Origin of the sequence: Methylocystis rosea, from assembly GCF_003855495.1 — a bacterium.
GTDB classification, from domain to species: Bacteria; Pseudomonadota; Alphaproteobacteria; order Rhizobiales; family Beijerinckiaceae; genus Methylocystis; species Methylocystis rosea_A.
In genome coordinates, this window is sequence record NZ_CP034086.1 from 1,012,805 (window position 1) to 1,037,953 (window position 25,149).

27 protein-coding genes are annotated in these 25,149 nt (G+C 62.4%); 15 read left to right on the plus strand and 12 right to left on the minus strand.

Annotated elements, in window-relative coordinates:
* Nucleotides 1–42 precede the first annotated feature (42 nt).
* Nucleotides 43–1,965 carry an ABCB family ABC transporter ATP-binding protein/permease gene (locus EHO51_RS04795; RefSeq protein ID WP_124737934.1) on the plus strand — a complete coding sequence of 641 codons (1,923 nt, stop codon included), beginning with the start codon at nucleotides 43–45 and terminating at the stop codon, nucleotides 1,963–1,965.
* Nucleotides 1,966–2,149: 184 nt separating this feature from the next.
* Nucleotides 2,150–2,758: a hypothetical protein gene (locus tag EHO51_RS04800; protein WP_124737935.1), complete on the plus strand. Its 609-nt coding sequence runs from the start codon at nucleotides 2,150–2,152 to the stop codon at nucleotides 2,756–2,758.
* Here EHO51_RS04800 and EHO51_RS04805 read toward each other — a convergent pair.
* From EHO51_RS04805 to EHO51_RS04815, 3 genes are all read right to left on the minus strand, one after another.
* Entirely contained in the window at nucleotides 2,735–3,025 is a 291-nt protein-coding gene (locus tag EHO51_RS04805; RefSeq protein ID WP_245434746.1) for a hypothetical protein, read from the minus strand. The genes EHO51_RS04800 and EHO51_RS04805 overlap by 24 nt on opposite strands.
* 198 nt (nucleotides 3,026–3,223) lie before the next feature.
* Nucleotides 3,224–3,619: a type II toxin-antitoxin system VapC family toxin gene (vapC, locus tag EHO51_RS04810; RefSeq protein WP_124737936.1), complete on the minus strand. Its 396-nt coding sequence runs from the start codon at nucleotides 3,617–3,619 to the stop codon at nucleotides 3,224–3,226.
* Nucleotides 3,616–3,822 (minus strand): type II toxin-antitoxin system VapB family antitoxin, encoded by a 207-nt coding sequence (locus EHO51_RS04815; RefSeq protein ID WP_124737937.1) that lies wholly within the window; start codon nucleotides 3,820–3,822, stop codon nucleotides 3,616–3,618. The genes vapC and EHO51_RS04815 overlap by 4 nt, the downstream gene beginning before the upstream one ends.
* A gap of 345 nt (nucleotides 3,823–4,167) precedes the next feature.
* Between EHO51_RS04815 and EHO51_RS04820 the strand changes: the two genes are divergently transcribed.
* The 5 genes from EHO51_RS04820 to EHO51_RS04840 all read left to right on the plus strand — a co-directional run bounded on the left by EHO51_RS04820 (nucleotide 4,168) and on the right by EHO51_RS04840 (nucleotide 10,711).
* A complete protein-coding gene (locus EHO51_RS04820; RefSeq protein WP_124737938.1) occupies nucleotides 4,168–5,652 on the plus strand; it encodes a hypothetical protein in 1,485 nt (494 codons plus the stop codon).
* A gap of 239 nt (nucleotides 5,653–5,891) precedes the next feature.
* A complete protein-coding gene (uvrB, locus tag EHO51_RS04825; RefSeq protein ID WP_124737939.1) occupies nucleotides 5,892–8,564 on the plus strand; it encodes an excinuclease ABC subunit UvrB in 2,673 nt (890 codons plus the stop codon).
* A 50-nt stretch (nucleotides 8,565–8,614) separates the two neighbouring features.
* The gene (locus tag EHO51_RS04830; RefSeq protein WP_124737940.1) at nucleotides 8,615–9,460 is read left to right on the plus strand and encodes a hypothetical protein; all 846 of its coding nucleotides are present in this window, start codon (nucleotides 8,615–8,617) and stop codon (nucleotides 9,458–9,460) included.
* 369 nt (nucleotides 9,461–9,829) lie between these two features.
* Complete coding sequence (gene infA / locus EHO51_RS04835; RefSeq protein ID WP_014890360.1) at nucleotides 9,830–10,048, plus strand: translation initiation factor IF-1; 219 nt, start codon at nucleotides 9,830–9,832, stop codon at nucleotides 10,046–10,048.
* A gap of 24 nt (nucleotides 10,049–10,072) precedes the next feature.
* Nucleotides 10,073–10,711: a Maf family nucleotide pyrophosphatase gene (locus tag EHO51_RS04840; protein ID WP_124737941.1), complete on the plus strand. Its 639-nt coding sequence runs from the start codon at nucleotides 10,073–10,075 to the stop codon at nucleotides 10,709–10,711.
* 7 nt (nucleotides 10,712–10,718) lie between these two features.
* Here EHO51_RS04840 and alr read toward each other — a convergent pair whose 3' ends face one another.
* Nucleotides 10,719–11,855 carry an alanine racemase gene (alr, locus tag EHO51_RS04845; RefSeq protein WP_124737942.1) on the minus strand — a complete coding sequence of 379 codons (1,137 nt, stop codon included), beginning with the start codon at nucleotides 11,853–11,855 and terminating at the stop codon, nucleotides 10,719–10,721.
* Nucleotides 11,856–11,906: 51 nt separating this feature from the next.
* Nucleotides 11,907–12,338, minus strand: coding sequence for a tol-pal system-associated acyl-CoA thioesterase (ybgC, locus tag EHO51_RS04850; RefSeq protein WP_124737943.1), 432 nt, complete (start codon nucleotides 12,336–12,338; stop codon nucleotides 11,907–11,909).
* Between the two features lie 175 nt (nucleotides 12,339–12,513).
* Here ybgC and EHO51_RS04855 point away from each other — a divergent pair, with 175 nt between their 5' ends.
* Nucleotides 12,514–13,173: a peroxiredoxin gene (locus EHO51_RS04855; protein ID WP_124737944.1), complete on the plus strand. Its 660-nt coding sequence runs from the start codon at nucleotides 12,514–12,516 to the stop codon at nucleotides 13,171–13,173.
* A 27-nt stretch (nucleotides 13,174–13,200) separates the two neighbouring features.
* Nucleotides 13,201–14,238 (plus strand): MBL fold metallo-hydrolase, encoded by a 1,038-nt coding sequence (locus tag EHO51_RS04860; RefSeq protein ID WP_124737945.1) that lies wholly within the window; start codon nucleotides 13,201–13,203, stop codon nucleotides 14,236–14,238.
* Nucleotides 14,239–14,454: 216 nt separating this feature from the next.
* On the opposite strand, the gene ruvB is transcribed toward EHO51_RS04860, so the two are convergent.
* The gene (gene ruvB, locus EHO51_RS04865; RefSeq protein ID WP_124737946.1) at nucleotides 14,455–15,510 is read right to left on the minus strand and encodes a Holliday junction branch migration DNA helicase RuvB; all 1,056 of its coding nucleotides are present in this window, start codon (nucleotides 15,508–15,510) and stop codon (nucleotides 14,455–14,457) included.
* A gap of 47 nt (nucleotides 15,511–15,557) precedes the next feature.
* Here ruvB and EHO51_RS04870 point away from each other — a divergent pair, with 47 nt between their 5' ends.
* A complete protein-coding gene (locus EHO51_RS04870; RefSeq protein WP_124737947.1) occupies nucleotides 15,558–16,142 on the plus strand; it encodes a Uma2 family endonuclease in 585 nt (194 codons plus the stop codon).
* An 8-nt stretch (nucleotides 16,143–16,150) separates the two neighbouring features.
* Here EHO51_RS04870 and ruvA read toward each other — a convergent pair whose 3' ends face one another.
* The 4 genes from ruvA to EHO51_RS04890 form a co-directional block, all read right to left on the minus strand.
* Nucleotides 16,151–16,765, minus strand: coding sequence for a Holliday junction branch migration protein RuvA (gene ruvA / locus EHO51_RS04875; protein WP_124737948.1), 615 nt, complete (start codon nucleotides 16,763–16,765; stop codon nucleotides 16,151–16,153).
* Nucleotides 16,762–17,265: a crossover junction endodeoxyribonuclease RuvC gene (gene ruvC, locus EHO51_RS04880; RefSeq protein ID WP_124737949.1), complete on the minus strand. Its 504-nt coding sequence runs from the start codon at nucleotides 17,263–17,265 to the stop codon at nucleotides 16,762–16,764. The genes ruvA and ruvC overlap by 4 nt, the downstream gene beginning before the upstream one ends.
* 74 nt (nucleotides 17,266–17,339) lie before the next feature.
* A complete protein-coding gene (locus EHO51_RS04885; protein WP_124737950.1) occupies nucleotides 17,340–18,596 on the minus strand; it encodes a dicarboxylate/amino acid:cation symporter in 1,257 nt (418 codons plus the stop codon).
* Nucleotides 18,597–18,680: 84 nt separating this feature from the next.
* On the minus strand, nucleotides 18,681–19,106 hold the full coding sequence (locus tag EHO51_RS04890; RefSeq protein ID WP_124737951.1) for an iron-sulfur cluster assembly scaffold protein: 426 nt from the start codon (nucleotides 19,104–19,106) through the stop codon (nucleotides 18,681–18,683).
* A gap of 248 nt (nucleotides 19,107–19,354) precedes the next feature.
* Here EHO51_RS04890 and folE point away from each other — a divergent pair, with 248 nt between their 5' ends.
* From folE to EHO51_RS04905, 3 genes are all read left to right on the plus strand, one after another.
* On the plus strand, nucleotides 19,355–19,984 hold the full coding sequence (gene folE / locus EHO51_RS04895; protein WP_124737952.1) for a GTP cyclohydrolase I FolE: 630 nt from the start codon (nucleotides 19,355–19,357) through the stop codon (nucleotides 19,982–19,984).
* Nucleotides 19,984–20,373 carry a phosphoribosyl-AMP cyclohydrolase gene (hisI, locus tag EHO51_RS04900; protein WP_124737953.1) on the plus strand — a complete coding sequence of 130 codons (390 nt, stop codon included), beginning with the start codon at nucleotides 19,984–19,986 and terminating at the stop codon, nucleotides 20,371–20,373. The genes folE and hisI overlap by 1 nt, the downstream gene beginning before the upstream one ends.
* Nucleotides 20,374–20,547: 174 nt before the next feature.
* Nucleotides 20,548–21,546 (plus strand): patatin-like phospholipase family protein, encoded by a 999-nt coding sequence (locus tag EHO51_RS04905; RefSeq protein ID WP_124737954.1) that lies wholly within the window; start codon nucleotides 20,548–20,550, stop codon nucleotides 21,544–21,546.
* On the opposite strand, the gene EHO51_RS04910 is transcribed toward EHO51_RS04905, so the two are convergent.
* Nucleotides 21,543–21,974 (minus strand): CBS domain-containing protein, encoded by a 432-nt coding sequence (locus EHO51_RS04910; protein ID WP_124737955.1) that lies wholly within the window; start codon nucleotides 21,972–21,974, stop codon nucleotides 21,543–21,545. The genes EHO51_RS04905 and EHO51_RS04910 overlap by 4 nt on opposite strands.
* Nucleotides 21,975–22,024: 50 nt before the next feature.
* Nucleotides 22,025–22,732, minus strand: coding sequence for a rhomboid family intramembrane serine protease (locus EHO51_RS04915; protein WP_164479344.1), 708 nt, complete (start codon nucleotides 22,730–22,732; stop codon nucleotides 22,025–22,027).
* Nucleotides 22,733–23,061: 329 nt separating this feature from the next.
* On the opposite strand from EHO51_RS04915, the gene EHO51_RS04920 reads away from it, so the two are divergent.
* Together EHO51_RS04920 and EHO51_RS04925 are read left to right on the plus strand one after the other, a co-directional pair.
* Nucleotides 23,062–23,628: a PAS domain-containing protein gene (locus EHO51_RS04920; RefSeq protein ID WP_124737956.1), complete on the plus strand. Its 567-nt coding sequence runs from the start codon at nucleotides 23,062–23,064 to the stop codon at nucleotides 23,626–23,628.
* Nucleotides 23,629–23,971: 343 nt separating this feature from the next.
* Nucleotides 23,972–24,919 carry an outer membrane protein gene (locus EHO51_RS04925; RefSeq protein WP_124737957.1) on the plus strand — a complete coding sequence of 316 codons (948 nt, stop codon included), beginning with the start codon at nucleotides 23,972–23,974 and terminating at the stop codon, nucleotides 24,917–24,919.
* Nucleotides 24,920–25,149 lie beyond the last annotated feature (230 nt).

A 25,149-nucleotide genomic window follows, 5' to 3' on the forward strand; every position in this document is an offset into this window, starting at 1 on the left:
GACGCAAAACGCCGTGACAGCGGCCCATTCATTCGGAGCGCTATGCTTAAACCTGATCAAGTCGAAACGAGCGACGAACCCAACGCGCTCGATCCGGAAGACGCCGCGCCTCAGCCCATTAATGAACAGCAGTTGTCGGAATCGTCGCTTTTCAAGACGATACGGCATTTGTGGCCCTACATTTGGCCGCGTGGCCGCCGCGATCTCGAGTTTCGGGTCGCCGCGGTTTTTGCGCTGCTGGTCGTCAGCAAGCTGTTCAACGCCGCGACGCCATACGCTTTCAAATGGGCGACGGACGCGCTTGCGGAGGGTGGCGCAGGCGTGGCGGGAAAGCTCGCAACCGCGGCGGTTTTTTTCACTTTGATGATGGGCGCGATCCGCATCGCTTCGGTCGTGCTGATGCAGTTGCGCGACGGCGTCTTCGCGGCGGTAGCGATGCACGCCGTGCGCCGGTTGGCGACCGACCTCTTCGTGCATATGCATGAGCTGTCGCTGCGATTTCATATCGGCAGAAAGACCGGCGGGCTGACGCGCGTTCTGGAGCGCGGGCGCAACGGCATCGAGACGCTGTCGCGCCTCATCATGTCGACGGGCGCCCCGACAGTGCTGGAGATGGCGCTGGTCCTGGGCATTTTTCTCTATCAGTTCGGCTGGCGTTACGGGCTCGTTCTGGTCGCGACACTCGCCGGATATTTTCTCTATACGACGCTCGCCACAAACTGGCGGATCGCCATTCGTCGCAGGATGAACGACAGCGACACAGACGCCAATCAGAAGGCGATCGACAGCCTGCTGAACTATGAAACGGTAAAATATTTCGGCGCGGAAAGACGTGAGGCTGAGCGCTACGATAAATCGATGATCCACTACGAACAGGCGAGCACGCAGTCCTATGTCTCGCTTGCGGTTCTCAACGCCGGCCAGACGGTGATCTTCATCATCGGCCTCACCACCATGATGGTGATGTGCGTCTATGGCATCGAGGCCGGCCGCAATACGGTGGGCGATTTCGTCCTGATCAACCTGATGATGGGCCAGCTGGCGCAGCCCTTGAATTTCATGGGCACCTTCTATCGCGAGGTGCGGCAGGCGATCATCGACATCGAAACGATGTTTTCAATCCTGGCGCAGAGCCCCGAGATCTTGGACAAGCCGGGCGCGACGCCGCTCCTCGTGCGCGAAGGGCGGATCGTTTTCGACAATGTCGCGTTCCACTACGAGCCGAACCGGCCGATCCTCAAGGGCGTGAGCTTTGAAGCCGAGCCCGGACAAACCATCGCGATCGTCGGGCCGTCGGGGGCGGGGAAGTCGACAATCTCGCGCCTGATGTATCGTTTCTACGAGCCGCAAGGCGGGCGCATCACGATCGACGGGCAGAATATACTGGACGTCACGCAGGAAAGTCTGCGGGCGGCGATCGGCATGGTGCCGCAGGACACCGTGCTGTTTAACGATTCGATCGGCTACAACATTCGCTATGGAAGATGGGACGCGAGCGACGAAGAGGTGCGCGAGGCGGCGCGGCTGGCGCAGATCGACCGCTTCATCGAGAGTGTGCCGGAGGCTTATGACGCGCAGGTCGGCGAGCGCGGCCTGAAGCTTTCCGGCGGCGAGAAGCAACGCGTCGCGATTGCGCGCACGATTCTCAAAGGTCCGCCAATCCTGATCCTCGACGAAGCGACGTCGGCGCTCGACAGCTTGACGGAACATGAAATTCAGGAGGCGTTGAGGCGGGTCGCGCGCGGCCGCACGACGCTCGTCATCGCGCATCGGCTGTCGACCATCGTCGACGCCGACGAAATCCTGTTTCTCGATCATGGCCGAATCGTCGAACGCGGCACGCATAAGGCGCTGCTGGCGCTGCGCGGCCATTACGCCGGCATGTGGAACCGTCAGCGCGAGGCCGCCGAGGCGCGCGCCAAATTGCTGGAGGCGGAGCGGGAGGAATTGGAGGAGGCGGAATAGGCGACGCGCCTCGAATGGCGAATTCTGGCCGCTCTTTGGCAAGATCGCTTCTTTGTCGAAATCCGGATTGGCGGCAGCTTCAAAGCTTGGCGCATTCAACGGGGGCGGCGGTCTTGAATGCTTTTTTGGCTGCAAGTCGACGGCGTCGAGCCCAAGGTCTCGCGCGCCATGACCGGAGGGTCCGATGTCGGGAAGACTTCTGCTAGCCGCGCTTCTCGCCTGCGTATGCGTCAACATCGCTCAGGCGCAGATCAGGGCGGAACATCCGCGCCATTGCGTGATGAGCGTCGGTCCGACGCAAATGATGTTCAGCGCTTTTCAAGAAAATCAGACCGATGAGATTTTCTGCCGGCATGTGCCGACGCTCGGTCCGACGATGATCATCCTCGACGCGCGGCAGATCGAGCTGCGCGACATGAACATCGAAATCCGCGTGCTGCGCAATGTCGGCCAGGCCGATTGGCGCGACGATCTCGACGCCAACACCGTCGCGGTTTTGCCGCCGCAGAAATATTTGGCGGACAAGGGCACGACAAGCTTTACGCATAATTTCGTCAGCGACGGAAGCTATGTCGCTCTCGTCAGAGCGACCAGCGACGACGGCGCCAAGGAATATGTCGGGCAGTATGATTTTTCGGTGGGCGAGGGGGCTGAATGGTCCGCCGCGTTCGGCGTGCTCTCGCTTGTGGGAGCAGGCTCCGCTTTGGCGATGTGGCGGCGCAAACGCGCCGCGTCTACTCCACGGTTCTCGCCCGACAAACCGTCGCCGTCAGCGCTTCGACAGTCGCGTTAGATTGCCGTCGATCCGCTTCGCATACACGGCGAGGGCGCGCTCGGCGGCGCGATGCGGTTGCCCTGTCGCCATACACATCGCAGCCGCGAGGCTGGCCTCGGCCGCGGCCTCGAGCTTTTCGCTCACCATCAGATCGCTTTCGCGTTTGCCATGCGCGCCGCCGGTGGCGATCTTCATCAGCCGCAGGCCGATCACCTGATTGGCCACGAAGCTCATCTTGAGCGTGTCGGTGAAGAGCTTGTTCATTCCTGATCGACCTCGGCGCATCGTAGCCTCCCTGCAGGCAAATAGCGCGGCCAAGGCGCTGGCCAACGGTCACCTCTAAACATTGCAAGTAACGGGCGAGAGCGTCGGCTAGAGCGCTTCCGGATGACAGGGGAATCATGTGATGGATAAGGAATCGTTCAATCAAAATTTTCGAGCAGGTTCTCATCGAAAAAGTCTGTAACTTTTTCGGAAGCTGCTCTAGGCCATCGCCGAGCGCAAACCAAGGCGTTCAACGAACGGATCAAAATCTCTGTCGCTATAGAGAAGCGGCAGACCCTTTTCGATGCAACACGTGGCGATGATCGTGTCGATCGTCTTTCTGGGCGTCGCGCCCAGTGCGCGCAGCTTGCGGTAATTCTTCGCGGCGCGCAGGGCGATTTCCCTTCCGCCGAGTTCTATGATCGTCAGCGTGTTCAGGAATTTCTGAGCGCGGTTGAAATCGCGGTCCCGATCGAAGCCTTGCAGCACTTCGATCAAGATCAAATCGCCGATCGCGATCAATTCCTCGTCGAGCAACTCATCCAGACGATCTGTCTCTGCCGAGGCGACGCCACGAAAATAGTCGATCCAAACGCTAGAATCGACGAGGATCATTTTTCTGTTTTCTTTTCCGTGCGCATAGCGTCGAGATCGCCGCGCCAGTCGAGCTTGCCGCGCAGGCTTCGGATTTGCTTTTGCCGCTGAAGGCGCAGCAGCGTCCGCAGCGCGAGTTCGACGGCTTCCTTCTTGGTCTTGAGGCCCGTCGCGCGCAGCGCCTCTTCCATCAGCTTGTCATCGATGACGATGTTGGTGCGCATGTGTATAAGTCTCCATTTATTTACACAAACTATGCCTGCGCGGCTCCCGCTTCAAGAGCGTTGTGCGCGCGAGTCGGCCCTTGCTTGCCCTTCGCTGCAAGCGTGCTAGCTTGAGCGTAGAGGGGATATTTTTCACGAAAGAGTTTCAACGTGGCGAAGAGTCCAAGGGATGGAGAGCCGCCTCGTCAGATTAATAGTCGCGAACCACTTGAAGCATGGCTTAGGGCACAGAAGCCCGGGGTTGCGGTGGCGATAGCCGCCAGAACAGCGCTACGGGTCGCGCCGCTCGCCGAGGAAGCTTTTCCAAAAAACCAAGATGCACGAGCGATAGGCGCTTTCCTGGATATGATCGGCGCCATTTTCCGCGCTACCGCATTGGCGTGGGTTACGGCTGTTTATCCAACCCGCGCCAAGGCGCTTCGCGGCCGCGACGTCACCCGCGACGCCGCTCGCGCCGCCTCCCGCGCCGCCGCCGCCGCCCACGCTGTCAACGCCTCCGCCCACGCCGTCAACGCCGCCGCCCCCGCCCGTCCCGCTGGCACCCCCTCCTTTGCCAACCCCGCCCCAGTCGTCAACGCCTCCGCCTGCGATGCTGTCAACGCCTCCGTCAGCGCCGCCGCCACCGCCGCCGCCGATATTTGGTCCGCTGTCTCGTTGGACGTGGCTTTTATCGAGAACGGCGCATCGCCGATTACATTAGCTTCGCAGCGGCTGTGGCCGAACGGCGCGCCCTCCTGGGCCGAGGAGGCGTGGAAGAAGCTGAGGAGCAATTTACCCGCCGAGGACAATTGGCAGGTGTGGACCAATTGGTACGACTCTGTTCTGAGAGGCGTGCATCTCTCGGAGGAACAAAGCCTCATCTATGCGACCGTTCCCGAATCCGAATGGAACAAAGGTCCCGCCGCCGCCAACGCCTGGATCGCGGCGCGGCTGGAGGAGCTTGGCAAGAAAGGGCCCGATGAGGTTTTCGATGTCGTTGCTTCGCCAGAAGTTCTTGACTTGGCGCCACCTCCCGCTGTCGAAAACGTTCCTTCGGTCTTCACTTATGGCGTCAACGCCGCGGGTCAGATCGACATCGCCTCGGGCCCGCAAAATCTCCCCTTCATTGCGCATCCCGGCGACGAAGCTGTGCATCGCCGCTGGCTCGACGCCGCGCGCAAACTCGCCGATCGCCTCGCGAGTGATCTCAAGGCGCAGAAATTCAACGCCAATCAGCAGTATCGCGAGCGGCTGGACCAATATGTCGCCGACCTTCCTTCTTCGACGGACGACGGCAACATCGTCCTCGCCGACGCCGAGGCGCGCGCTCTTCACAGTCTGTTTCTCGCCGAAACGTCCGCGCTGAACGAAGGATTCGCGGCGCGTCTGAAAGCGTTTCTGGAGACCCATTTCGCGCTGCTCGCTTTTTATGAAGACGAGATGCAGCGCTTCCATGCCGCTGCGAAGAAAGGCAGTCTCGCCGCGCCTTTCCCGCGAGAGGCGGTTCAGAAAGTCGACGCCGTCATAGACGCGCACACGCCCACGGTTTTCGCGCCGCGTGTTTCAGAAGGGCTCAAAGAAGCCGAGCGCGAAGCGCCGAAAATCGAACTGGAGCCTGAGGATTTGCGCGCCAAGGCGCCGATCCAGCCGCCACCCTATCCTTACGGCGACGCCGAATACGAAAAGACTCGGCGGCTCGGCGTCGGCGGCTCTATCAACGCGCTTTACCGGGCCGTCCTGGAGCGCGCTAAAGATCCTGAAAAGGCAGCCGCGATGCTCGTCATCGCCAAGGAAATCTATCATCAGGGAAAACCGATCTTCGAATATTTGAAACAGATTTCGGGGCTATGACCCGCCCCCTCCCCAACCCTCCCCCGCTTCGCGGGAGAGGGAGGAGATTCGGCGCTTCGTCGGGATTTCGCTAGCGTCGATCGTTGGCGTCCCCTCTCCCATCCGAAGTCGGCTATTGCCGACTTCGGCATAGATGCGCAAACCGGGAGCACCCGGTTTGCGCAGCGGGGGAGGGACAGGGAGGGGGCGTGGCGCCTTCCCGCCTTCCATCCCGCCGCCGTCTCCCCCATATTGCGGCCATGGCGAAACCTCCCGGAAAGCCCAGAGATCCTGCGCGGCCGACGCGCGCCAAGGCAGCGAAGCCGGACGTCGCGCCGCTCGCGCCGCATCTCGTGCAGCTCCTCAATCCGGCGCTCGCGCCCGGGTTCGGCGAGGCGCCGCAGGCGGCCTATGATGACGCCTCTTCGATTCACGGCCTCGACGAGGAGGACATCGAGAAATACGGCCTCGGCGAGGGCTTTCAGGCGGGCGGCGCGACTTCAGGAAGCGCCGCTCAAAACATTGGCGGCGCGACTTCAGGAAGCGCCGCTCAAAACATTGGCGGCGCGACTTCAGGAAGCGCCGCTCAAAACAGTGGCGGAGTGGAAGCCACCGCCGACAGTCTTGCGCAACTGCTGCGCCTTGGCGATCCGAACATTCGCGACCAAAAGCCCTGGACGCCGCATCGGCCCGAGCGGCCGGCGAAGTCCGAAGGCGGCGTGAGGTTCGACCTCGTCTCCGAATACACGCCGAAGGGCGACCAACCGGCGGCGATCGAGGAGCTGGTCAAGGGCATCGCGGCGCAGGAACGCGATCAGGTGCTGCTCGGCGTCACCGGCTCCGGCAAGACCTTCACCATGGCGAGCGTAATCGAACGCGTGCAGCGCCCGGCGCTTATTCTCGCGCCCAACAAGACGCTTGCGGCGCAGCTTTACGGCGAGTTCAAGAGCTTCTTTCCCAATAACGCCGTCGAATATTTCGTCTCCTATTACGACTACTATCAGCCTGAGGCTTATGTGCCGCGCTCGGACACCTATATCGAGAAAGAATCCTCGGTAAACGAGCAGATCGACCGCATGCGTCACGCAGCGACGCGCGCGCTGCTCGAGCGCGACGACGTCATCATCGTGGCGTCGGTCTCCTGCATCTACGGCATCGGTTCGGTCGAAACCTACACGGCGATGACCTTTTCGGTGACTCTCGGCGAGAAGTTGGAGCAGCGGCAGCTCGTCACCGATCTCGTCGCGCTGCACTACCGCCGCATCGGCGCCGATTTCACCCGCGGAACGTTTCGCGTGCGCGGCGACACCGTCGACATTTTCCCGGCCCATTATGAGGATCGCGCCTGGCGCATCAGCTTCTTTGGCGATGAGGTGGAGTCGATCTCCGAATTCGATCCGCTGACCGGCAAGAAGACGGTCGACCTCGAATTCGTCAAAGTCTACGCCAATTCGCATTATGTGACGCCGAGGCCGACGCTGCTGCAGTCGATCAAGGCGATCAAGGAAGAATTGCGCGCGCGGCTCGACGAATTGCACCGTTCCGGGCGTCTCCTGGAGGCGCAGCGACTCGAGCAACGCACCCGCTTCGATCTCGAAATGATGGAGGCGACCGGCTCCTGCGCCGGCGTCGAGAATTATTCGCGCTATCTCACCGGCCGCAGGCCCGGAGAGCCGCCGCCGACGCTGTTCGAATATCTCCCCGACAATGCGCTCGTCTTCGCCGACGAGAGCCACGTCAGCATTCCGCAAATCGGCGCGATGTATAAGGGCGACTTCCGCCGCAAGGCGACGCTGGCGGAATATGGATTCCGTCTGCCGTCCTGCATGGACAATCGGCCGCTGCGCTTCGAGGAATGGGACGCCATGCGGCCGCAGACCGTTTCGGTCTCGGCGACGCCGGGAAACTGGGAGCTCAATCAGACAGGCGGCGTCTTCGTCGAACAGGTCATTCGCCCGACGGGATTGATCGATCCGCTTGTCGAGGTGCGCCCGGCGCGCGCCCAGGTCGACGATCTTCTCGACGAAGCGCGCGCGACGGCGCAGATCGGCTATCGCTCTCTCGTCACCGTGCTCACCAAGCGTATGGCGGAAGATCTGACGGAATATCTGCATGAGAACGGCGTGCGGGTGCGTTACATGCATTCCGATATCGACACGATCGAGCGCATCGAGATCATCCGCGATCTGCGGCTCGGCGCCTTCGACGTGCTTGTCGGCATCAATCTGTTACGCGAGGGCCTCGACATTCCCGAATGCGGCCTCGTCGCCATTCTCGACGCCGACAAGGAAGGGTTTCTGCGCTCCGAAACGTCGCTCGTGCAGACGATCGGCCGCGCCGCGCGCAATATCGACGGCCGCGTCATCCTCTACGCCGATCAGATCACCGGCTCGATGAAGCGCGCGATGGACGAGACCGACCGTCGCCGCGCCAAGCAGGAAGCCTATAACCGCGAGAACAACATCACGCCGGCGTCGATCAAGCGCGGAATCGCCGACATTCTCGGCTCGGTCGCCGAACAGGATCATGTGACCATCGACACGGGTTATGACATCGCGCCGGGGCATAATCTCGCGGCCACGATCGCCGATCTCGAAAAGCGCATGAAGGCTGCGGCGGCCGATCTCGCCTTCGAGGAGGCGGCGCGCATGCGCGATGAAATCCAGCGGCTACAACGCGCCGAATTGCTCGCCGAGGCGAGCCCGCAATTTCGCGCCTCCTTTGGTCGGGGAGGGCGCGGCGCCATCCGCCGTGACGAAGAGGAAAAGCTCGCCACCCGTGCGCATAAGCCGACCGACGCCGACATGGGGCCGCATAATTTCGGCGGCGGGGAAGCGCGGCCTCTGGGTCGGCTCACGCCGCCGCCGCGCGTCTCGCCACGTTCTTCGGGCGGCAAGCCCGGCACGCGCACGGTGAAGGGCAAGCCGAAATAAGAAAATTTATCCACGATTAATTAGAAATAACACTCGACGGACTTTCACAATTGGTGCAGAAGCTCAAAATCAACGTGAACATCGATAATATTGCGGAGCTTGCTCACGCAGGAGTTCGCCGCGCGGCAGTCTTTATGGGTTTAGGTTTGAACGCTGCTAAGCGCGGTGATTTTAATGACTACGAGTTACATAAGTTACCAATTATGCCCGGCCAAACCGGTATGCCGATCGACTTCCTCCCGTCGAACTTGCCAGAAGGGGCCGTCCGGGACTTCAAGGAACATTTTGCTACGTGGATTATTTCATGTGGTTTACGCGAGTTACTCGAACACTACGCGTTGTTTCTCGATCGCATTCACGAGAGCTGTCTTATTATTGCGTGCAAGAATAAAAGTTTCGAATTGAACAACCCTCAAAAGGCCCAAAAGGAATTTGAGAATCTGGGCATCCCCGGCAAACTCGACAAGCTTCTAAAGCGATTCAGAATCGCACCAAACGAAGCAGACAGCATCAAAAGCTTGTACTCAGCGCGTAACGCTCTAACTCACGATTTGGGGAGAATCAAATATGAACGATGCTCGCCTGGGGATTCATTTCAGATCACTTGGAAGACTTTTGATATTTTTGCTCAAGGGGAAGAAACGGGAACCATCCATACGATTCCTAAGCTTATTGGCCAGATAACTTTGGAGCCGATGGCTATTTGTGGCAAGGCGATGATGCGTGAGCGAGTATTCTCCGTTGGTTCGAACATCGTATTATCCCAGCAGGACCTTTGGGAGATCTGTTTGTTTTTTAGTTTGTTCGTGATCCCTTCCACTAGAAATGGGTTTCTAGAGTTCTTGAAGACAGAGGACGTTCCTATCAATATCATTGATCCTCGTGTGGAGGCATGATCACGCTTGGTGAAACGACGAAAAATAGAACTGCGATGAGGAAATTACGAAAATCTCGCACTCAAATCTTTCGCCGACGCAGGGAAAGAAAAAAGCTCGAGCGTTTGCATGCAAGGGGATCGCTTAAGGCGCTTCTCGCTGCCGCGCCGCTCGAAGGCGTCGAACTCAAACGCGCGAGCGACTTTGGCCGCGCCGTCGAATTGTGAGAGCTTTGGTCGCTCCCAACTCCCTGGTTCACAAATCCTTCGTTCTCGATTAGGGTCCGCGCCGAGTCCGCTCCCCGGCCTGGGCAGCGGGTTTTTCGCATTTCACGCGCTATCTAAGCCGCGCGGCCACACTCGCCGCGGGAAGCGCCTTACAAGGAACCACATGGCCAAGGAAGAACTGCTCGAATTTCCCGGCGTCGTCACCGAACTGCTGCCGAGCGCGATGTTTCGCGTCAAGCTCGAAAACGACCACGAAATCATTGCCCATACCGCCGGCAAAATGCGCAAGAACCGCATCCGCGTATTGACTGGCGATAAGGTGCTTGTCGAGATGACCCCTTATGATTTGACCAAAGGGCGTATAACATATCGTTTCCGGTAATTTTCCTTTGGCGGAGCGACATTCTTGACAGCCAATCCTCCAATCGCCCGTCCCAAGCTCATTCTCGCATCAGCTTCGCCGAGGCGCCTGGCGCTGTTGCAGCAGGCAGGACTCGACGCCGACGCCTTGCTGCCGGCCGATATCGATGAGACGCCGCACCGCGGAGAATCGCCGCGCGCCTACGCCACACGAATCGCCAGCGAGAAAGCGGCTGCCGCGGTAAAGCTGCGCGCGACGCAGCCCGAGCTGAAGGAGTCTTTTCTCATCGCCGCCGACACGGTCGTCGCCGTCGGCCGGCGCATCCTGCCCAAGGCGGAGACGCGGGAGGAGGCCGAGGAGTGCCTGCAGCTGCTCTCGGGGCGCCAGCACCGGGTCTTTTCGGCGGTGAGCCTGATCACGCCGCGCGGCTATGAGCGCAGGCGTCTCGTCGAGGCGCGGCTGCGGTTCAAGCGCCTCGGCTCAACCGAGATCGAGGCCTATCTCTCAACCGGCGAGTGGCGCGGCAAGGCGGGCGGCTACGCCATTCAGGGACGCGCCGGCGTGTTTCTGGTGAAGATCGTCGGATCCTATACGGCCGTCGTCGGCCTGCCGCTGCATGAGACGGTCTCGCTCCTCGCAGGCGAGGGTTATCCGGTGCTCGCGCCGTGGTTCGCGATGGCGTGACGCCGAGCTAAGCCCCCAGATAGCGCCGCGAGAATCGTGCGCCGAGCCGCGTGAGAATCTCATAGCCGATGGTGCCGGCGCGCGCCGCGGCGTCCTCGATGCAAATGCCGTCGCCCAGCAGCTCGACCCATTCGCCGCGCTGCGCGGCCTCGCGCGGGGCCTCGGAAACGTCCAGCACGACATAATCCATCGATACGCGGCCGATGAAGGGGCAGCGGACTCCGCCGACGAGCGCTTCGCCTGTCGGCTTTTCAGCGCAAGAGGCAGCCCCGAGCGGCACGCCGTCCGCATAGCCGACGCCGATCGTGGCGATGCGCGTGCGCTTTGGCGCCGACCATAGCGCGTCATAGCCGACGCAGTCGCCTGGCTCGATCTCGCGCGTTGAGAGAATGCGCGCGCTGAGCCGCGCGACTGGCCGCACCGGGCATTCGGCGTAAGGCGTGGGGTTGCCGCCAAAGAGCGCGTAACCTGGGCGAACGAGATCGAAATGCGGGCGCTGCGGCAGGAAGACGGCCGAGGAATTCGCCATCGAGGCGGGAATGTCGGCGAAGCGCGCCCGGGCGTCCAGAAACGCCTCGATTTGCCGGGCGTTGCAGGCGGCCTCGCGCATTTGCGAACTGACAAAATGGCTCATCACCAGCGTAGGCGCGATGTGGCGCGCACGCTCGGCCGCTTGCGCCGCCTCGCTGATCGGAATTCCGAAGCGATTCATCCCCGTGTCGAAATGGATGGCGGCCTTGGGGTTGAACCCAGTCGCCGCCCATTCGTCGATTTCGCCGAGCGAACCCAAGGCCGGGATAAGATCGGCGGCGACGAGGCGCGGCGCTGCGCCGGGCACGAGTCCGTCCAGCACATAGATGGTCGCGTCGTGGGCGACGGCCCGGGCCGCTTCGCCTTCGACGACATTGGCGACGAAAAAGGTTCGGCAGCCGGCCGACAGCAGCGCGCGCATCGCGGGCGCGAGCCCCAAGCCATAGGCGTCGGCCTTCACCACCGCGCCGCATTCCGCGCCGCCGGCCAGTCGAGCCATCGTGCGCCAATTATCGGCGAGGGCGGCGAGGTCGACGATCAGAACGCCGGTCTCCGCCGGGTCCGAAGGCTCGGTCCGGGGCCGCAGGCGCGCAGCGGGTTCGTTGATTCCCATCTCGCCGCCATTTTAGGCCGCAAAAGGCGGCGTCCAGATGGCGACGGCATTCTACTCTGAATTTGGCGGAAGACATTCGAATTTCGCGCGCACCTCGGGCGGCAGTCGGCGGGCGCGGCCGGCTTCGACGCACACAATTCGGACTTTGGCGCGGACAAGCAGTTCCGCCTGCCGCAAAACCCGCTGCTCAAGCGTGAGCGAGGCGCCGCCGAGCTCAAGAGTGGCGGTTTCGACGGTCAGCAGGTCGTCCATCGTCGCGGGCTTTTGAAAGTCGACGTCCATCGACCGGACGACGAAGAAAATCGGCGCGCCGGCTGCGCCCTCGAGCAGCGCCTTTTGATCGAGCCCGAGGGAACGCAACATTTCGGTGCGCGCCCGCTCCATGAATCGCAAATAGGAGGCGTGATAGACGAGTCCGGAAAAGTCCGTGTCTTCGTAATAGACTCGAATGGACAGGGACTGACATGGCGCGGTCGTCGTCATTTTGCGTTCGGCTGGCGGCTAGGTTGGAGTTTCATCAAAGAGGCGGGATTGGCTTGAACGCGGCTGTTCTTGATACTGAGCGAAACAATCGCATTTATAGGCATACGCTCTCAGGCGGCGAAGAGCGTCGCTCGCGCTCCAAGGCGCGTCGCAACCATAACCGAGGAGCTTCCACATGTCTTTCCAGATTGGCGACACCGCGCCGGATTTCGAAGCTGACACGACGCAAGGACATATCAAGTTTCATGATTGGATTGGCGATTCCTGGTGCATTCTATTCTCGCATCCCAAGGACTTCACGCCGGTCTGCACGACCGAACTTGGCTACATGGCCAAACTCGAGCCGGAATTTAAGCGACGCAACGTCAAGATCATCGGCTTGAGCGTCGATCCGGTCGACAATCACGCCAAATGGGCGGTCGACATCGAGGAAACTCAGGGCGCGAAGCCGACTTATCCGATGATCGGCGACCCGGACCTTCGCATCTCCAAGCTTTATGGAATGTTGCCCGCGAGCGCCAGCGGCGACGCCAGCGTCAGGACGCCGGCCGACAACCAGACGGTGCGCAATATTTTCGTCATCGGTCCCGACAAGAAGATCAAGCTCATCATGGTCTATCCGATGACGACCGGCCGCAACTTCGATGAAGTGCTCCGAATCATCGACTCGCTGCAATTGACCTCGACACATAAGGTCGCGACGCCCGTCAACTGGCGGCCAGGCGATGACGTCATCATCGCCGGATCAGTCTCCGACGAGGAGGCCAAGAAGATCTATCCTGGGGGCTGGAATGCGCCGCGGCCCTATCTTCGCATTGTGCCGCAACCGAAATGACGCGGGGCAGGCGCAGGAAAGCGCGCGATGATCTTCAGGCAACTGTTCGATAGCGTCTCCAGCACCTACAGCTATCTCCTCGCCGGCCATCGCGGCGGGGAGGCGCTGATCATCGATCCGGTGCTCGACAAGGTTGATCGCTATCTGCAGCTGATGCGCGAGCTCGACGTACGGCTGGTCAAGTCTTTGGACACGCACACCCACGCCGATCACATCACCGGATCGGGCGCGCTGCGCGACCGCACGCACTGCATCACGGTGATGGGCGAGCGCAGCAACGCTGACGTGGTGTCGATGCGCGTTCGCGAAGGCGAGCGCATCCGAATTCCGGGCGTCGAGCTTGAAGTCCTCTATACGCCCGGACACACCGACGATTCATACAGCTTTATGCTGGCCGACAGGGTGTTTACCGGCGACACGCTATTGATTCGCGGCACGGGCCGCACTGACTTTCAGAACGGCGACGCGCGGGCGCAGTACGAGTCGCTTTTCGGCAAGCTGTTGAAGCTTCCCGACTCGACGCTTGTCTATCCTGCGCACGACTATAAGGGCGATACGGTCAGCACGATTGGCGAGGAGCGGGCGTTCAATCCGCGTTTGCAAGTCAAGTCCGTCGATGAATATGTCGCGCTGATGGAAAGCCTGCATCTGCCCAATCCGAAAATGATGGACGTTGCGGTCCCGGCGAACATTCACATCGGATTGCATCAGGAGGACATTGCGCGGCGGGGCTGGTCGTTGACGCCGCAAGAGGCGCTAGAACTGCTCGGTCAGCCCTCAACGGCTCTCGTCGATCTGCGCGAAGCGCGCGAGCGCGAAGTCAATGGCGTCATTCCCGGCTCGCTGCATATGCCCTATGACGAACTCGAAGAGAATATTCGCGATGGCGGGCTGCTGCATGAGCTGGCGGTCGCCACCGGCAAGCGCATCGTTTTTTATTGCGCCTTCGGCGAGCGTTCGGCGATGGCGGTCGAGGCCGCGCAGGGAGCGGGATTAACTTCGGCGCGCCATATTCAGGGCGGCCTCGACGCTTGGATCAAGGCCGGCGGTCCGCTCGTAGGCTAATTCGTACTCTAGCTCGATATTGGCTCGATCGAGTTGACTCCTCGTAAGGAGCTGGAAAGCGTAGCTTGAGACGCCATGTACGTTCCTATGGAGGGTGCATTATGAACTCGAAACTCGTAAGCCGCGCGCTGAAGGCGCTGGAGCATGCCGGCGAGATCGCCGCCGTTCTCTTATTTGGCGCAATGATTTATTTCGTGCTCACCGCGTGATCGCTGATTAGTCTTCGCCTTCGCCAAACAATCCGAACTGCGCTGCGGGACGCGCCGGCTCGGCGAGGCCGAGGTGACGGAAGGCGTGCGGCGTCAGCAGGCGCCCGCGCGGCGTGCGCTGCAGGAAGCCCTGCTGCAATAGAAACGGCTCGATAATGTCCTCGATCGCGTCGCGCGGCTCCGACAGCGCCGCCGCGATCGTCTCTATGCCGACCGGGCCGCCGCCGAAATTGACGGCCACCAGATTGAGATAGCGACGATCCATCACGTCAAGGCCGATTGAATCGACCTCGAGGAGCGACAGAGCGTGATCGGCGAGTTTGCGGGTGATTGATCCCACGCCACCCACCACGGCGAAGTCGCGCACGCGTCGCAGAAGGCGGCCGGCGATGCGCGGCGTGCCGCGCGAGCGGCGCGCGATTTCCTTCGCGCCCGAGGCGTCGACGCCGATCCCCAGCACGCGCGCGCCGCGCTTGACGATCAGCTCCAATTCTTCCGGCGTGTAGAAATTCAGCCGGACAGGAATGCCGAAGCGGTCGCGCAGCGGCGTCGTCAGGAGGCCGGCGCGCGTCGTCGCGCCCACGAGGGTGAACTTCGCAAGGTCGATCTTCACCGAACGCGCCGCCGGACCTTCGCCGATGATCAGGTCGAGCTGGAAATCCTCCATGGCCGGATAAAGGATTTCCTCGACCGCCGGATTAAGCCGGTGAATTTCATCAATGAACAGCACGTCGCGCGGCTCGAGGTTGGTGAGCAGCGCCGCGAGGTCGCCGGCCTTGGCGATGACGGGGCCGGATGTCGAGCGGAAGTTAACGCCAAGCTCGCGCGCGACGATCTGCGCCAGCGTGGTCTTTCCCAATCCCGGCGGGCCGACGAGCAGCACATGATCGAGCGCGTCGCCGCGCGTCTTGGCGGCCTCGATGAAGACCTTGAGATTGGCGCGCGCCGCCTCCTGACCCGTAAAGTCCGAAAGCGACAGCGGACGCAGCGACGCGTCGGCGTCGTCGTCGCGCTGCTCGGGGCTGACAAGGCGCGCGGGGGTGTTCAAACGGGCGGCTCCCATGCGCTGGCGCAGGCGCTGTGCTAAGATGCGGCAAACGGAGCCGCGCCGTGAATCGCCCGTCCTCGCAGTATGAGTATATGTCCCTCGACGATTTCGAGGAACTTCTGCCCGACAAGCCCGCCGATGAGAAGTGGGAGCTGATCGGCGGCCGCGTCGTGCGCATGATGGTCGGCGCGCGCTGGGAGCACAACTACATCATCCAGAATTTGGCGAATGGCATCCGCGAGCGCTTGCGTGCGTCGGGTTCGCCCTGCCGGACCTTGGTCGAGTCGTTTCGGCTGCGTAGCCGCCCGACAGAGTCTTCAACGCTGCCGGACGTGATCGTCCATTGTTGCGCGCTTGAGCCAGGAGCCGCGTATCTGTCCGATCCGACGGTGCTCATCGAAGTGATGTCGGAAGGGAGCAAGGCGCGAGATCGATTCGAGAAATGGGCGGTCTATCAACTGCTGCCGAGCCTGAAGCATTATGTGCTGGTTGAGCGCGATCGCGCCCATATCGAGACTTTCGACCGTGTCGCAGATGAGTGGGGGGGCGTGCGGATCTTTGATGGGCTCGCCGCGACTTTGGAATTGCCGGCGATCGGGGTTGGCGTTCCGCTCGCTGAAATCTACCGCGACGTGATCGCCGCCTGATCGCGCGCTCAGCGCGCGAGTTCCCGCAGGCCCTGGCGAATCAGCGCGCTCGCCTCGGCGGCTTCGCCAAGCTGCTTGAGGCTTTCGGCCACCGCGGCAGCCGCCTGCGGGCGCCCATAACCGAGATTGACCAGAGCGGAAATCGCGTCGCGCGCGGCCGACGGGCCGCCTTCGCTCTCTTCGCCCGCGAGTCGGGCGAGGGCGGGGTCGACGGCGCCGAAAGCGGGGGCCTTGTCCTTCAGCTCCGCGACGATGCGCGCGGCGAGCTTCGGGCCGACGCCCGGCGCGCGGGAGACGCTCGCCTTGTCCTGCATGGCGATGGCGGAGGCGAGATCGTTCGCCGGAAGAATCGACAGGATCGCCAGCGCCACTTTGGCGCCGACGCCCTGCACGGTCTGCAAAAGGCGGAACCAGTCGCGCTCGGCCTCGCTCGCGAAGCCGAAGAGCCGGATTGAATCTTCGCGCACCTGCGTTTCGATGGCCAGCGCGGAGGCTTCGCCGACGCGCGGCAGCTTTTGCAGCGTGCGCGTCGAGCAGTGCACCACATAGCCGACGCCATTGACGTCGAGGATGACGAAATCCTCGCCATAGCTGTCGATCAGCCCTTTGAGCTTGCCGATCATGCCGAAATCCGCAGTCTCGCGCCGCGATGCTGGGCGTGGCAGATCGCCACCGCCAAAGCGTCGGCGGCGTCGGCGCTCGTCGCTCCGCTCGCCGGCAGCAACACCCGCACCATCATCTGCACTTGCGTCTTGTCGGCGTGGCCGGCGCCGACGACGGTCTTCTTGACGAGATTGGCGGCGTATTCGGCGATGACGAGGCCAGCGAGCGCGGGGGCGGTCAGCGCCACGCCGCGCGCCTGTCCGAGCTTCAGGGCCGACTGCGGATCGCGATTGACGAAAGTCTCCTCGATCGCCGCTTCATGTGGCGCAAGATCGGCGATGACGCCCATCAGGCCCAAATGCAGCTGCGATAGCCGCTCGCCCATGTTGAGGCTTGCGTCGGAGCGCACGCGCCCGCAGGCGATGAAGGAGAGCCGTGAGCCCTGCGCCTCGATGACGCCCCAGCCGGTGTTGCGCAGGCCGGGATCGATGCCGAGGATGCGAATCGGGGCAGGGGTCATGCTGCAAGCGTAGGCGGAAAGCGGCGCTGGGGCGAGACTCTTGCGGGGCGTCTCTTGCGGCGTCTCGGGACGCCTCAGGGCGGTAGCGTCTCCGGCCGCTCGCGCGTTTTGCCATCCAGCAGACAGCTGACCGTGACGTCGCCCATGACGTTAATGGCCGTCCGGCAGCGGTCCAGCAGCCAGTCGACGGTAAAGAGCATGGCGATGTAGTCGGTGGGCAGCGCCACCGCCTTGAAGACCATCGTCATCGTCACCAATCCCGCTTCCGGAATGCCAGCCGCGCCGACGGATGCGACGACGGACGTCACCACGACGATGAACTGCTGGCTGAGCGTCAAATGCATGCCGAGCAATTGCGCGACGAACAAGGCCGACATGGCTTCATAGAGCGCCGTGCCGTCATTATTGAAATTCGCGCCCACGAGCGCGCCCATGCTGGCGGACTCCTCGCGCAGCCCGACATTTTCGCGCAGCCGCGCATAGGTCACTGGCATCGTGGCGGTGGAGCTGCCGGTCGAAAACGCCATCACCAGCGCATCGCGCACGCCCCTCAGCACATAGAGTGGTGGCGCCCAAGACCCGAGCCGCACGCGGATGAGGTAGTAGCTGGCTTGCAAGGTCAGCGCCGCGAGCACGGCGACGACGAAGCCTCCCAAAGCGAGGAAATCGCCAAAGCCCTTCACGCCGACGATGCTGGCGACGATGCCGAAAACGGCCAGCGGCACCAGATCGATGATCCAGTGCAGAATGGTAATCAGGCTGGTCAGCGCCACGTGAACGAGGTCTTCGACGGTGCGCACCTCACGATGCCGCAGGCTTCTCAGCGCGACGCCCAGCGCCACCGCGATGAAGATGACGCCCATCACCGTGCCATTGTCCGAAAATGGCCCGCCGATGCTTTTGGGCACGCTGTCGAGGAATTGCGCGAGAGGATCGGCGCCGGCTGCGGCCTTGGCGGGCGCATGCGCCGGCGCGGGGCTCGACCATGAACCGGGTTGAAGGACATTAGCGACGAGGAGGCCGATGCCGATCGCCACCAGCGTGTTCGTCAACAGCAGCGTTACCAGCCGGAGCGCCTGCCGCCCGCCAAGATGCGCGCGCATCAGCGCTTGCATGATCGCCAGCAGAATCAGCGGAGGGGCAAGCGCCCCCAGGAGCCGCAACACAAGCTTGGCCGGCGTTTCGAGCACTGCCGCATGGTCGCCAAGCATGACGCCGACGGCAAGACCCAGCGCCACGGCCCCCAGAATGCGCAGATAGAGGGGCGTCGCGCGCCACCAGCCGAGGGCGCCCAGGCGGTCGGTCGTCCGTTCCGCATCTTGTGAGATCAATCTGGGACGACCCTTGTCTTGGCGAGACAGCAACTGAGCGGTTGGCGTCAGAATAAGAGCTTGTCCGCCCTCTTTGGCTTGCGATCAAGCCTCCGCCTTCGTCACCGCATCCGCCACGGCGTCAAACGCCAGCATCGTCGACCCATGCCGGGCCTTGTAGTCGCGCACCGGCTCCAGCACCGCCAGGTCGGCCCATTTGCCGGTCGGCGGCGGACCGTTCTCCTTGAGCATTCGGCGCAGCGCTTCGCGCGCCTCGCGCAGCTCCTGCGGCGTGGAGCCGACTACATTGCGCGCCATGATCGAGGCCGACGCTTGGCCCAGCGCGCAGGCCTTCAGCTCATGCGCGTAGTCGGCCACTTTCCCGTCTTCCAGCCTCAGATCGACGGTGATCGTCGAGCCGCAGAGTTTGGAATAGGCCGAGGCGGTCGCGTCCGGTCGCGGCAGCCGGCCGATGCGCGGAATGTTTCCGGCAAGTTCCAGAATGCGTTGATTGTAAATGTTGTCGAGCATCGCCGCCGCGCGTTTCAAGCCAAGGCCTTACCATCGCCTCGGTAAATCTCTATATAGGATTTTGCGCGCCCTCGCGAAAGCGGCGGGTCGCGCCGGGGCCGTCAGCGGCCCTCGTCAGTCTCGAATTCTCGCGTGATCTCGAAACCATCTGGAGAGGGCGACGATTTGAGGGACCGCCTTGCTCGCGCGAGGCATTCGCTGCCGTTGCGCCTTTCAGAGGCGCGCGCTGAAGCATATGGAGGCGCCACATGGATGACGTGGTTAAGACCTGTCCCTTTTCTTCGCTCGAGACGGTTAAAACCGTCGAACGCCCCTCCCGTGATGAGGCCGAAGCCGCCGTACGCACCCTTCTGCGCTGGGCGGGAGACGATCCGGACCGCGAGGGGCTGCAAGACACCCCGCGTCGCGTCGTCAAAGCCTATGAAGAGTTCTTCAGCGGCTATCGGGAAAGCGCCGACGAGGTTCTGTCGAAAGTCTTCGAGGAGGTCGAAGGCTACGATGATCTCGTGCTCGTTCGCGACATTCCCTTCACGTCGCATTGCGAGCACCACGTCGTGCCATTCGTCGGAAAGACGCACATCGCCTATTATCCGGCGGGCGGGGTGGTCGGTCTGTCGAAGCTTGCCCGGCTTGTCGAGATTTTTGCCCGCCGCCTCCAGACTCAGGAGGCGATGACGGCGCAGATCGCGGCGGCGATCGATGAAGCGCTCGCGCCCCGCGGGGTCGCCGTGATGGTCGAGGCGGAACATATGTGCATGTCGATGCGCGGCGTGATGAAGCAGGGGTCGTCCACGGTCACCATGCAGTTTTCCGGCGTGTTCCGTGACGATCCGGCCGAGCAGGCGCGTTTCTATACGCTGCTGCGCGGAGCGCGGTGATGTCTCAGGCGTCCAAAGAGGTGGAGGAGGGGAGCGTTTTCGCGCCGAAATTCGACGCGAACGGCCTCATCGTCTGCGTCACCACCGAGGCGGCGACGCACGACGTGCTGATGGTCGCCTATATGAACGAACTCGCGCTCGAGAAGACCATCGAGACGGGGCTCGCCCATTATTGGTCGCGGTCTCGGCGCTCGCTCTGGCGCAAAGGCGAGACCTCGGGACAGACGCAAAAAGTGCTGTCGCTGCGCGTCGACTGCGATCAGGACGCCGTGCTGCTTGAGGTCGAAGTCGGCGGCGACGGCAAGGCCTGCCATACGGGGAGAAAGTCCTGCTTTTATCGGGCGCTCGGCGACGAGGGCGCACTGGTTTTCTCCGCCGATGGCGCATAGGCGCTCGTTTTTTTGGCGGAAAGTTAACCTGAAGCCCACCTTCCGAAGCGCAGGCTGGTCTCCAAATATATCTTGTGCCGCTTACCATGACGGAGACAGCGGCGCGGGAAGGCCCGTATGTTATCGCTACGCTCACGCAACCCTCAACTTGTCGATGCCGAGGCGGCTGGCGCGATGACGGACGAACCACAAGCTCCTCCGACGACCCTCGTACGCAAGGCCGATACCGAGGCCAAACGGCAAAGGCGCGGTCAGCCGACGATCGGGCTGGCGCTCGGCGCGGGCGCGGCGCGCGGCTGGTCGCACATCGGCGTGCTGCGCGAACTCGCCGCCAATGACATCAAGCCCGATGTGATCGCAGGCACATCGATCGGCGCCGTCGTCGCCGGATGCTATGCCGCCGGCAAGCTTGATCAGATCGAAGCCTTTGCCCGCACCCTGACCAAGCGACGCGTCTTCACGCTGATGGATCTCTCATTTTCCGGCGCGAGCCTCATCACCGGCGAACGGTTGCGGTCCGCCTTGGAAAAGGAACTCGAAGGCCTGGAGATCGAGGACCTGGCCATACCCTTCGCCGCGGTCGCGACTCAGGTTGGGACGGGCCATGAGGTGTGGCTGCAGCATGGCTCCGTGTCGCTCGCCATCCGCGCGTCTTATGCGTTGCCGGGCGTTTTCGAGCCGGTGCGCATTGGCGATCGCTGGCTCTTTGATGGGGCGCTGGTCAATCCCGTGCCGGTCACAGTATGCCGCGCGCTCGGCGCGGAATATGTGATCGCCGTAAACGTCACCGCCGACACAATGTATCGCGCGCGAGTCATCCGCGACGATCCCGGCGCGCTGCATCGCGCCGCGGAGGCCGGTCCGTTCGGACAGAAAGCCGACGCCTCCTTCGTCGATCGGTTCCTGCCCCGCTATTTCGATCGTCAGCCGGGCGATGCGCCGAACGTCGCCACCGCGATGATCGACGCATTCAACATCATCCAGGATCGCATCCTGCGTTCGCGGTTGGCCGGCGACCCGCCCGACGCCACGATCACGGCGCGACTGGAGGAAGTCGGCATGTTCGACTTCCATAAGGCTGATCAGCTGATCCATGTGGGGCGCGAGGCGACGAAGCGCGCGCTGCCGAATATCTTCGCCCACATCCCGCTGTCGGCCCCGCCCAGTCCTTAGGCTTGCGCGATGTATTCGCGCATCGATCGGTGCTCTTCCTCGATGACGCGAATGCGGTATTTGACCACGTCGCCGATCGACACAAGGCCCACGAGGCGCGTTTCCCGAATCACGGGGATATGCCGGCGCCGTTCGATGGTCATCACCCGCATCGTGTTTTCGACGGCGTCGTCTTCTCCCGCCGGTTGGGGGCTGGGCTGCATATACGCAGATATGCGTTGCGTCAGCGCCTCAGGCCCATCCAGCGCGACCGCAGAAACAATGTCGCGCTCGGCGATCAGTCCGGCCAGGCGGCCGCTGTCGTCCAGAATGACAAGCGCGCCGATTCGATAGCGCATCATCAGCTGAGCCGCCTGCTGCAGCGTCGTGTCGGCGCTCGCAGTCACCACCTCTCGTCCTTTCTCTGCGAGTATGTTCGAGATCGTCATCTGGCCCTCCTTTTCGCTCTCGACCGGCCTCCCGCGCCAGCCGAAGGGCGTTACTGCGAACTTAGGGCATGCCGACCCGCGCGATCGAAGAAGCTGAAAAAGAGCAGGCCGAACAAAAACCCTCCGACGTGCGCTTCCCAAGCGATCGCGCTCGATACGCCGACCGCCTGCGGAAAGACGCCAAGAAGCACGTTCACCGCTAGCCATGCGAGAAGGAAAAACATCGCCTGTCGGTTCAAATGCAGCTGTGACAGCGAAGTGGAATGCGATTCCTCGTCGTATGGCGTCCGGGGATTGCGCCGCTTGTCCGCCAGCCGCGCTCCTGGCGTAAATGCGAAACGCACAATTGCCCCCATTGTTCCTGAGATTGCGCCTGATGCGCCCACGACGGGCGCGATTTCGTAGGGGTGCAGCGCAAGAAACAACAACGCGCCTGCGAAGGCGCTCGCCGCGAGAAAGAGGAGGTAGCGCGCCGAACCGAATCGACGTTCGACCGGCGTGCCGAATGCTGCAAGCGCTAACGCATTCACGATGAGATGCGTCCAATCGCCGTGCAAGAAAAAGTAGGTCAGCATGGTGGCGTATTCGGCGCCGCCTTCAAGCGTCACGCGCGCCGGGATGAAAGCGAACGTCGCGAGCAGCCAGTTTGAGAATTCCACAGGACCGTAAGCGACGATGAGCTGCGTCGCCGCCAGCGCGCCGATCAGCGCCTTTGTCACTATCGGGAGATTGAAAATTTGTTCTCGCCTCGCGTGCACGTTCGCTCCTGTCCGTTTTGCTGGGCAAGAGCCCGCGCAGCCTCAATGCTAATCTAGCGCGACCGGCCTCGGCGAGCGTCCCGATTTGAGGCGCCGGGCCACGACGGCGCGACGCCATCCGCGAGCGCCAGCGGTCGGAGGAGCGCCTTCCGACAGGTTCAGTTTGGCGGTTTTGCTCATGGTGCGGGGGCTTGGCCGTTGGTCAGCTCCCCTCCTGGCGATTGCCGCGCCGATGGCACGATCGCTGCTCCCCTCAAGAAGGGTTGGCGCGCGGCGGGGCAAGGCGTCCCAATCCTGGGCGGGGGCGCGCGAGCGTCGGGCGGATTTGAATGATATTGCCGGTCACCAGGGATCTTCACGACTATTGGGGTCGATTGAAAGGAGAACGGGCGGCGCCGGATCGAGCGGAGATCGATCCGGTCGCGATTCGCCACATTCTGCCCGACATCTTCATCATCGAAGTGGACCCGGAGCGCCGACTTCCGCTCCGTCTCTGTGGCGCTCGGGTTAACGCCCTCTGGCAGCGCGAGCAGAAAGGACGCTCCTTCCTTGAATGGTGGCGAGCGCCGCGGCGGGAGGAGGCGGCTGAGGCGATTCGCCGGGTCATCGACACTCAAACGCCGCTTGTCGCGCGCGCCCGGACCGCGCGGACCGCGCCCGACCGCGATGCGGCGGAGTTCGAGCTTCTGCTTTTGCCTCTGCGTCATTTCGGCAAAAGCTGTTCGCGCGTACTGGGGTCGCTTGCGCCCGCGCGGCGGCTCGACTGGGTGGCAGATTGCCCCGTGGGACCGCTCGATCTGGTCGCCGCGCGGATGCTGGAGGACAAGGCGGCGCAAGGCTCGAAGGAGGAACGGCGCTGCGGCGAGAACGCGCGCCTAGCGGCTTCCAACGGCTAGCGTCCCCTTTCGACGCAAGGCCGGATGCTGTGCGTCGTCGCCTCCAATCATGGGAGAGCGACGCCAATGAGCGCGCGCCGAGCACCCTTTTAGAGCGCTCCATAACTCGAGTCGCGACTGAACCTCCCCGCCAGCCAGTCGATCCAAACTCTGAGCGCTGCGTCATTGTGGCGCCGGCGCCACACCAGCCGGAATTCCGACCGAACGCCCGCCAGATACGGGGCTTTTGGATTGACTGTGCGCGGCCTCGACTGATTGAGTGCAGTGCATGGCGAGCGATCGCTGAAGGTTTTCAACTAGGCAATCGGGCGAAGGTTTCCGCCTCAAGCTAAAGAGGACACAGATGAAAAGAGCTCTTTCCGTCGCCGCTCTTATGGTCGCGCTGACGGGCTCGGCTTTGGCGGCCGATCTTCCCAGCTACAAGGCTCCTCCGCCGCCCCCGCCGCCGCCGCCCCCGTTGTGGAGCGGCTTCTACGTCGGTTTGAACGCCGGCGGGACTTGGGGCGGCAGCAATAACATTTGGACGTCGTCAGCCCCGCTTTTCTCCGCCCCCGGAGCCGGCGGCGCGGCAAATTTATATGCTGCGTATTCCGCGCTCGGGGCCTCGGGCGTTTCGCAGGGCAATACCAGCGGATTCATCGGTGGCGGCCAGATTGGCTATAACTGGCAGTTTTGGGGCGGCCGCCTTGTCGCGGGCGTAGAAGCTGACATCCAGGGCGTCGCCAGCAGCAACAGCAACAAGACGTCTGTCACCGCAGCGGGCGCATTTCCCTTTATCGCCGCCAGCGAAATCGTTACGACCGCGATCACGACCTCCAAGCGGCTCGACTATATCGGCACGGTTCGCGGCCGACTCGGTTGGCTCTTCACCCCCACATTGCTTGTTTACGGCACCGGCGGTCTCGCCTACGGCGGCGTCTCGGTGTCGACCGGCATCGCGCAGTTTAACAATGACTGCGCTCAGTTCCCGGCGAACTGTATTGCTGGCGCCGCTTTCTCGTCCGGATCCTTTTCCGACACGCGCGTCGGCTGGACGGTGGGCGGCGGCTTGGAATGGATGTTCATGCCGAACTGGTCCGCCAAGGTCGAATATCTGTATTACGATCTCGGCAATGTCAGCTACTCGGCGGGCGTTTTGACGACCCTCAACAGCACGCTTACGGCTCTTCCGGCGGGGAGCATCGCCGGTGTGGTGTCGCAGTCGCAGACTCGCTTCAACGGCAACATCGTCCGCGCTGGCGTCAACTATCACTTCAACTGGGGCGCTGCCCCGATTGTTGCGAAATACTGATCCAGCCTGAACAATCGATATGAAAGAGCCCGGCCGGTTGGCCGGGCTCTTTTTTTTGGCTGACTGACGTCGCCCCGATTGTGGCGAAATACTGATGACCGAACAGGTCGCAACATGGGAGCTCGGCCGAAACGTCGGGCATTTTCTTTATATTTTTAAAACGTTTAAGCGGCGGATAGTAGCTGTGGCTTTGGCGCCACAATTGCGCGAAAAGTGGCCACAGTGACGCT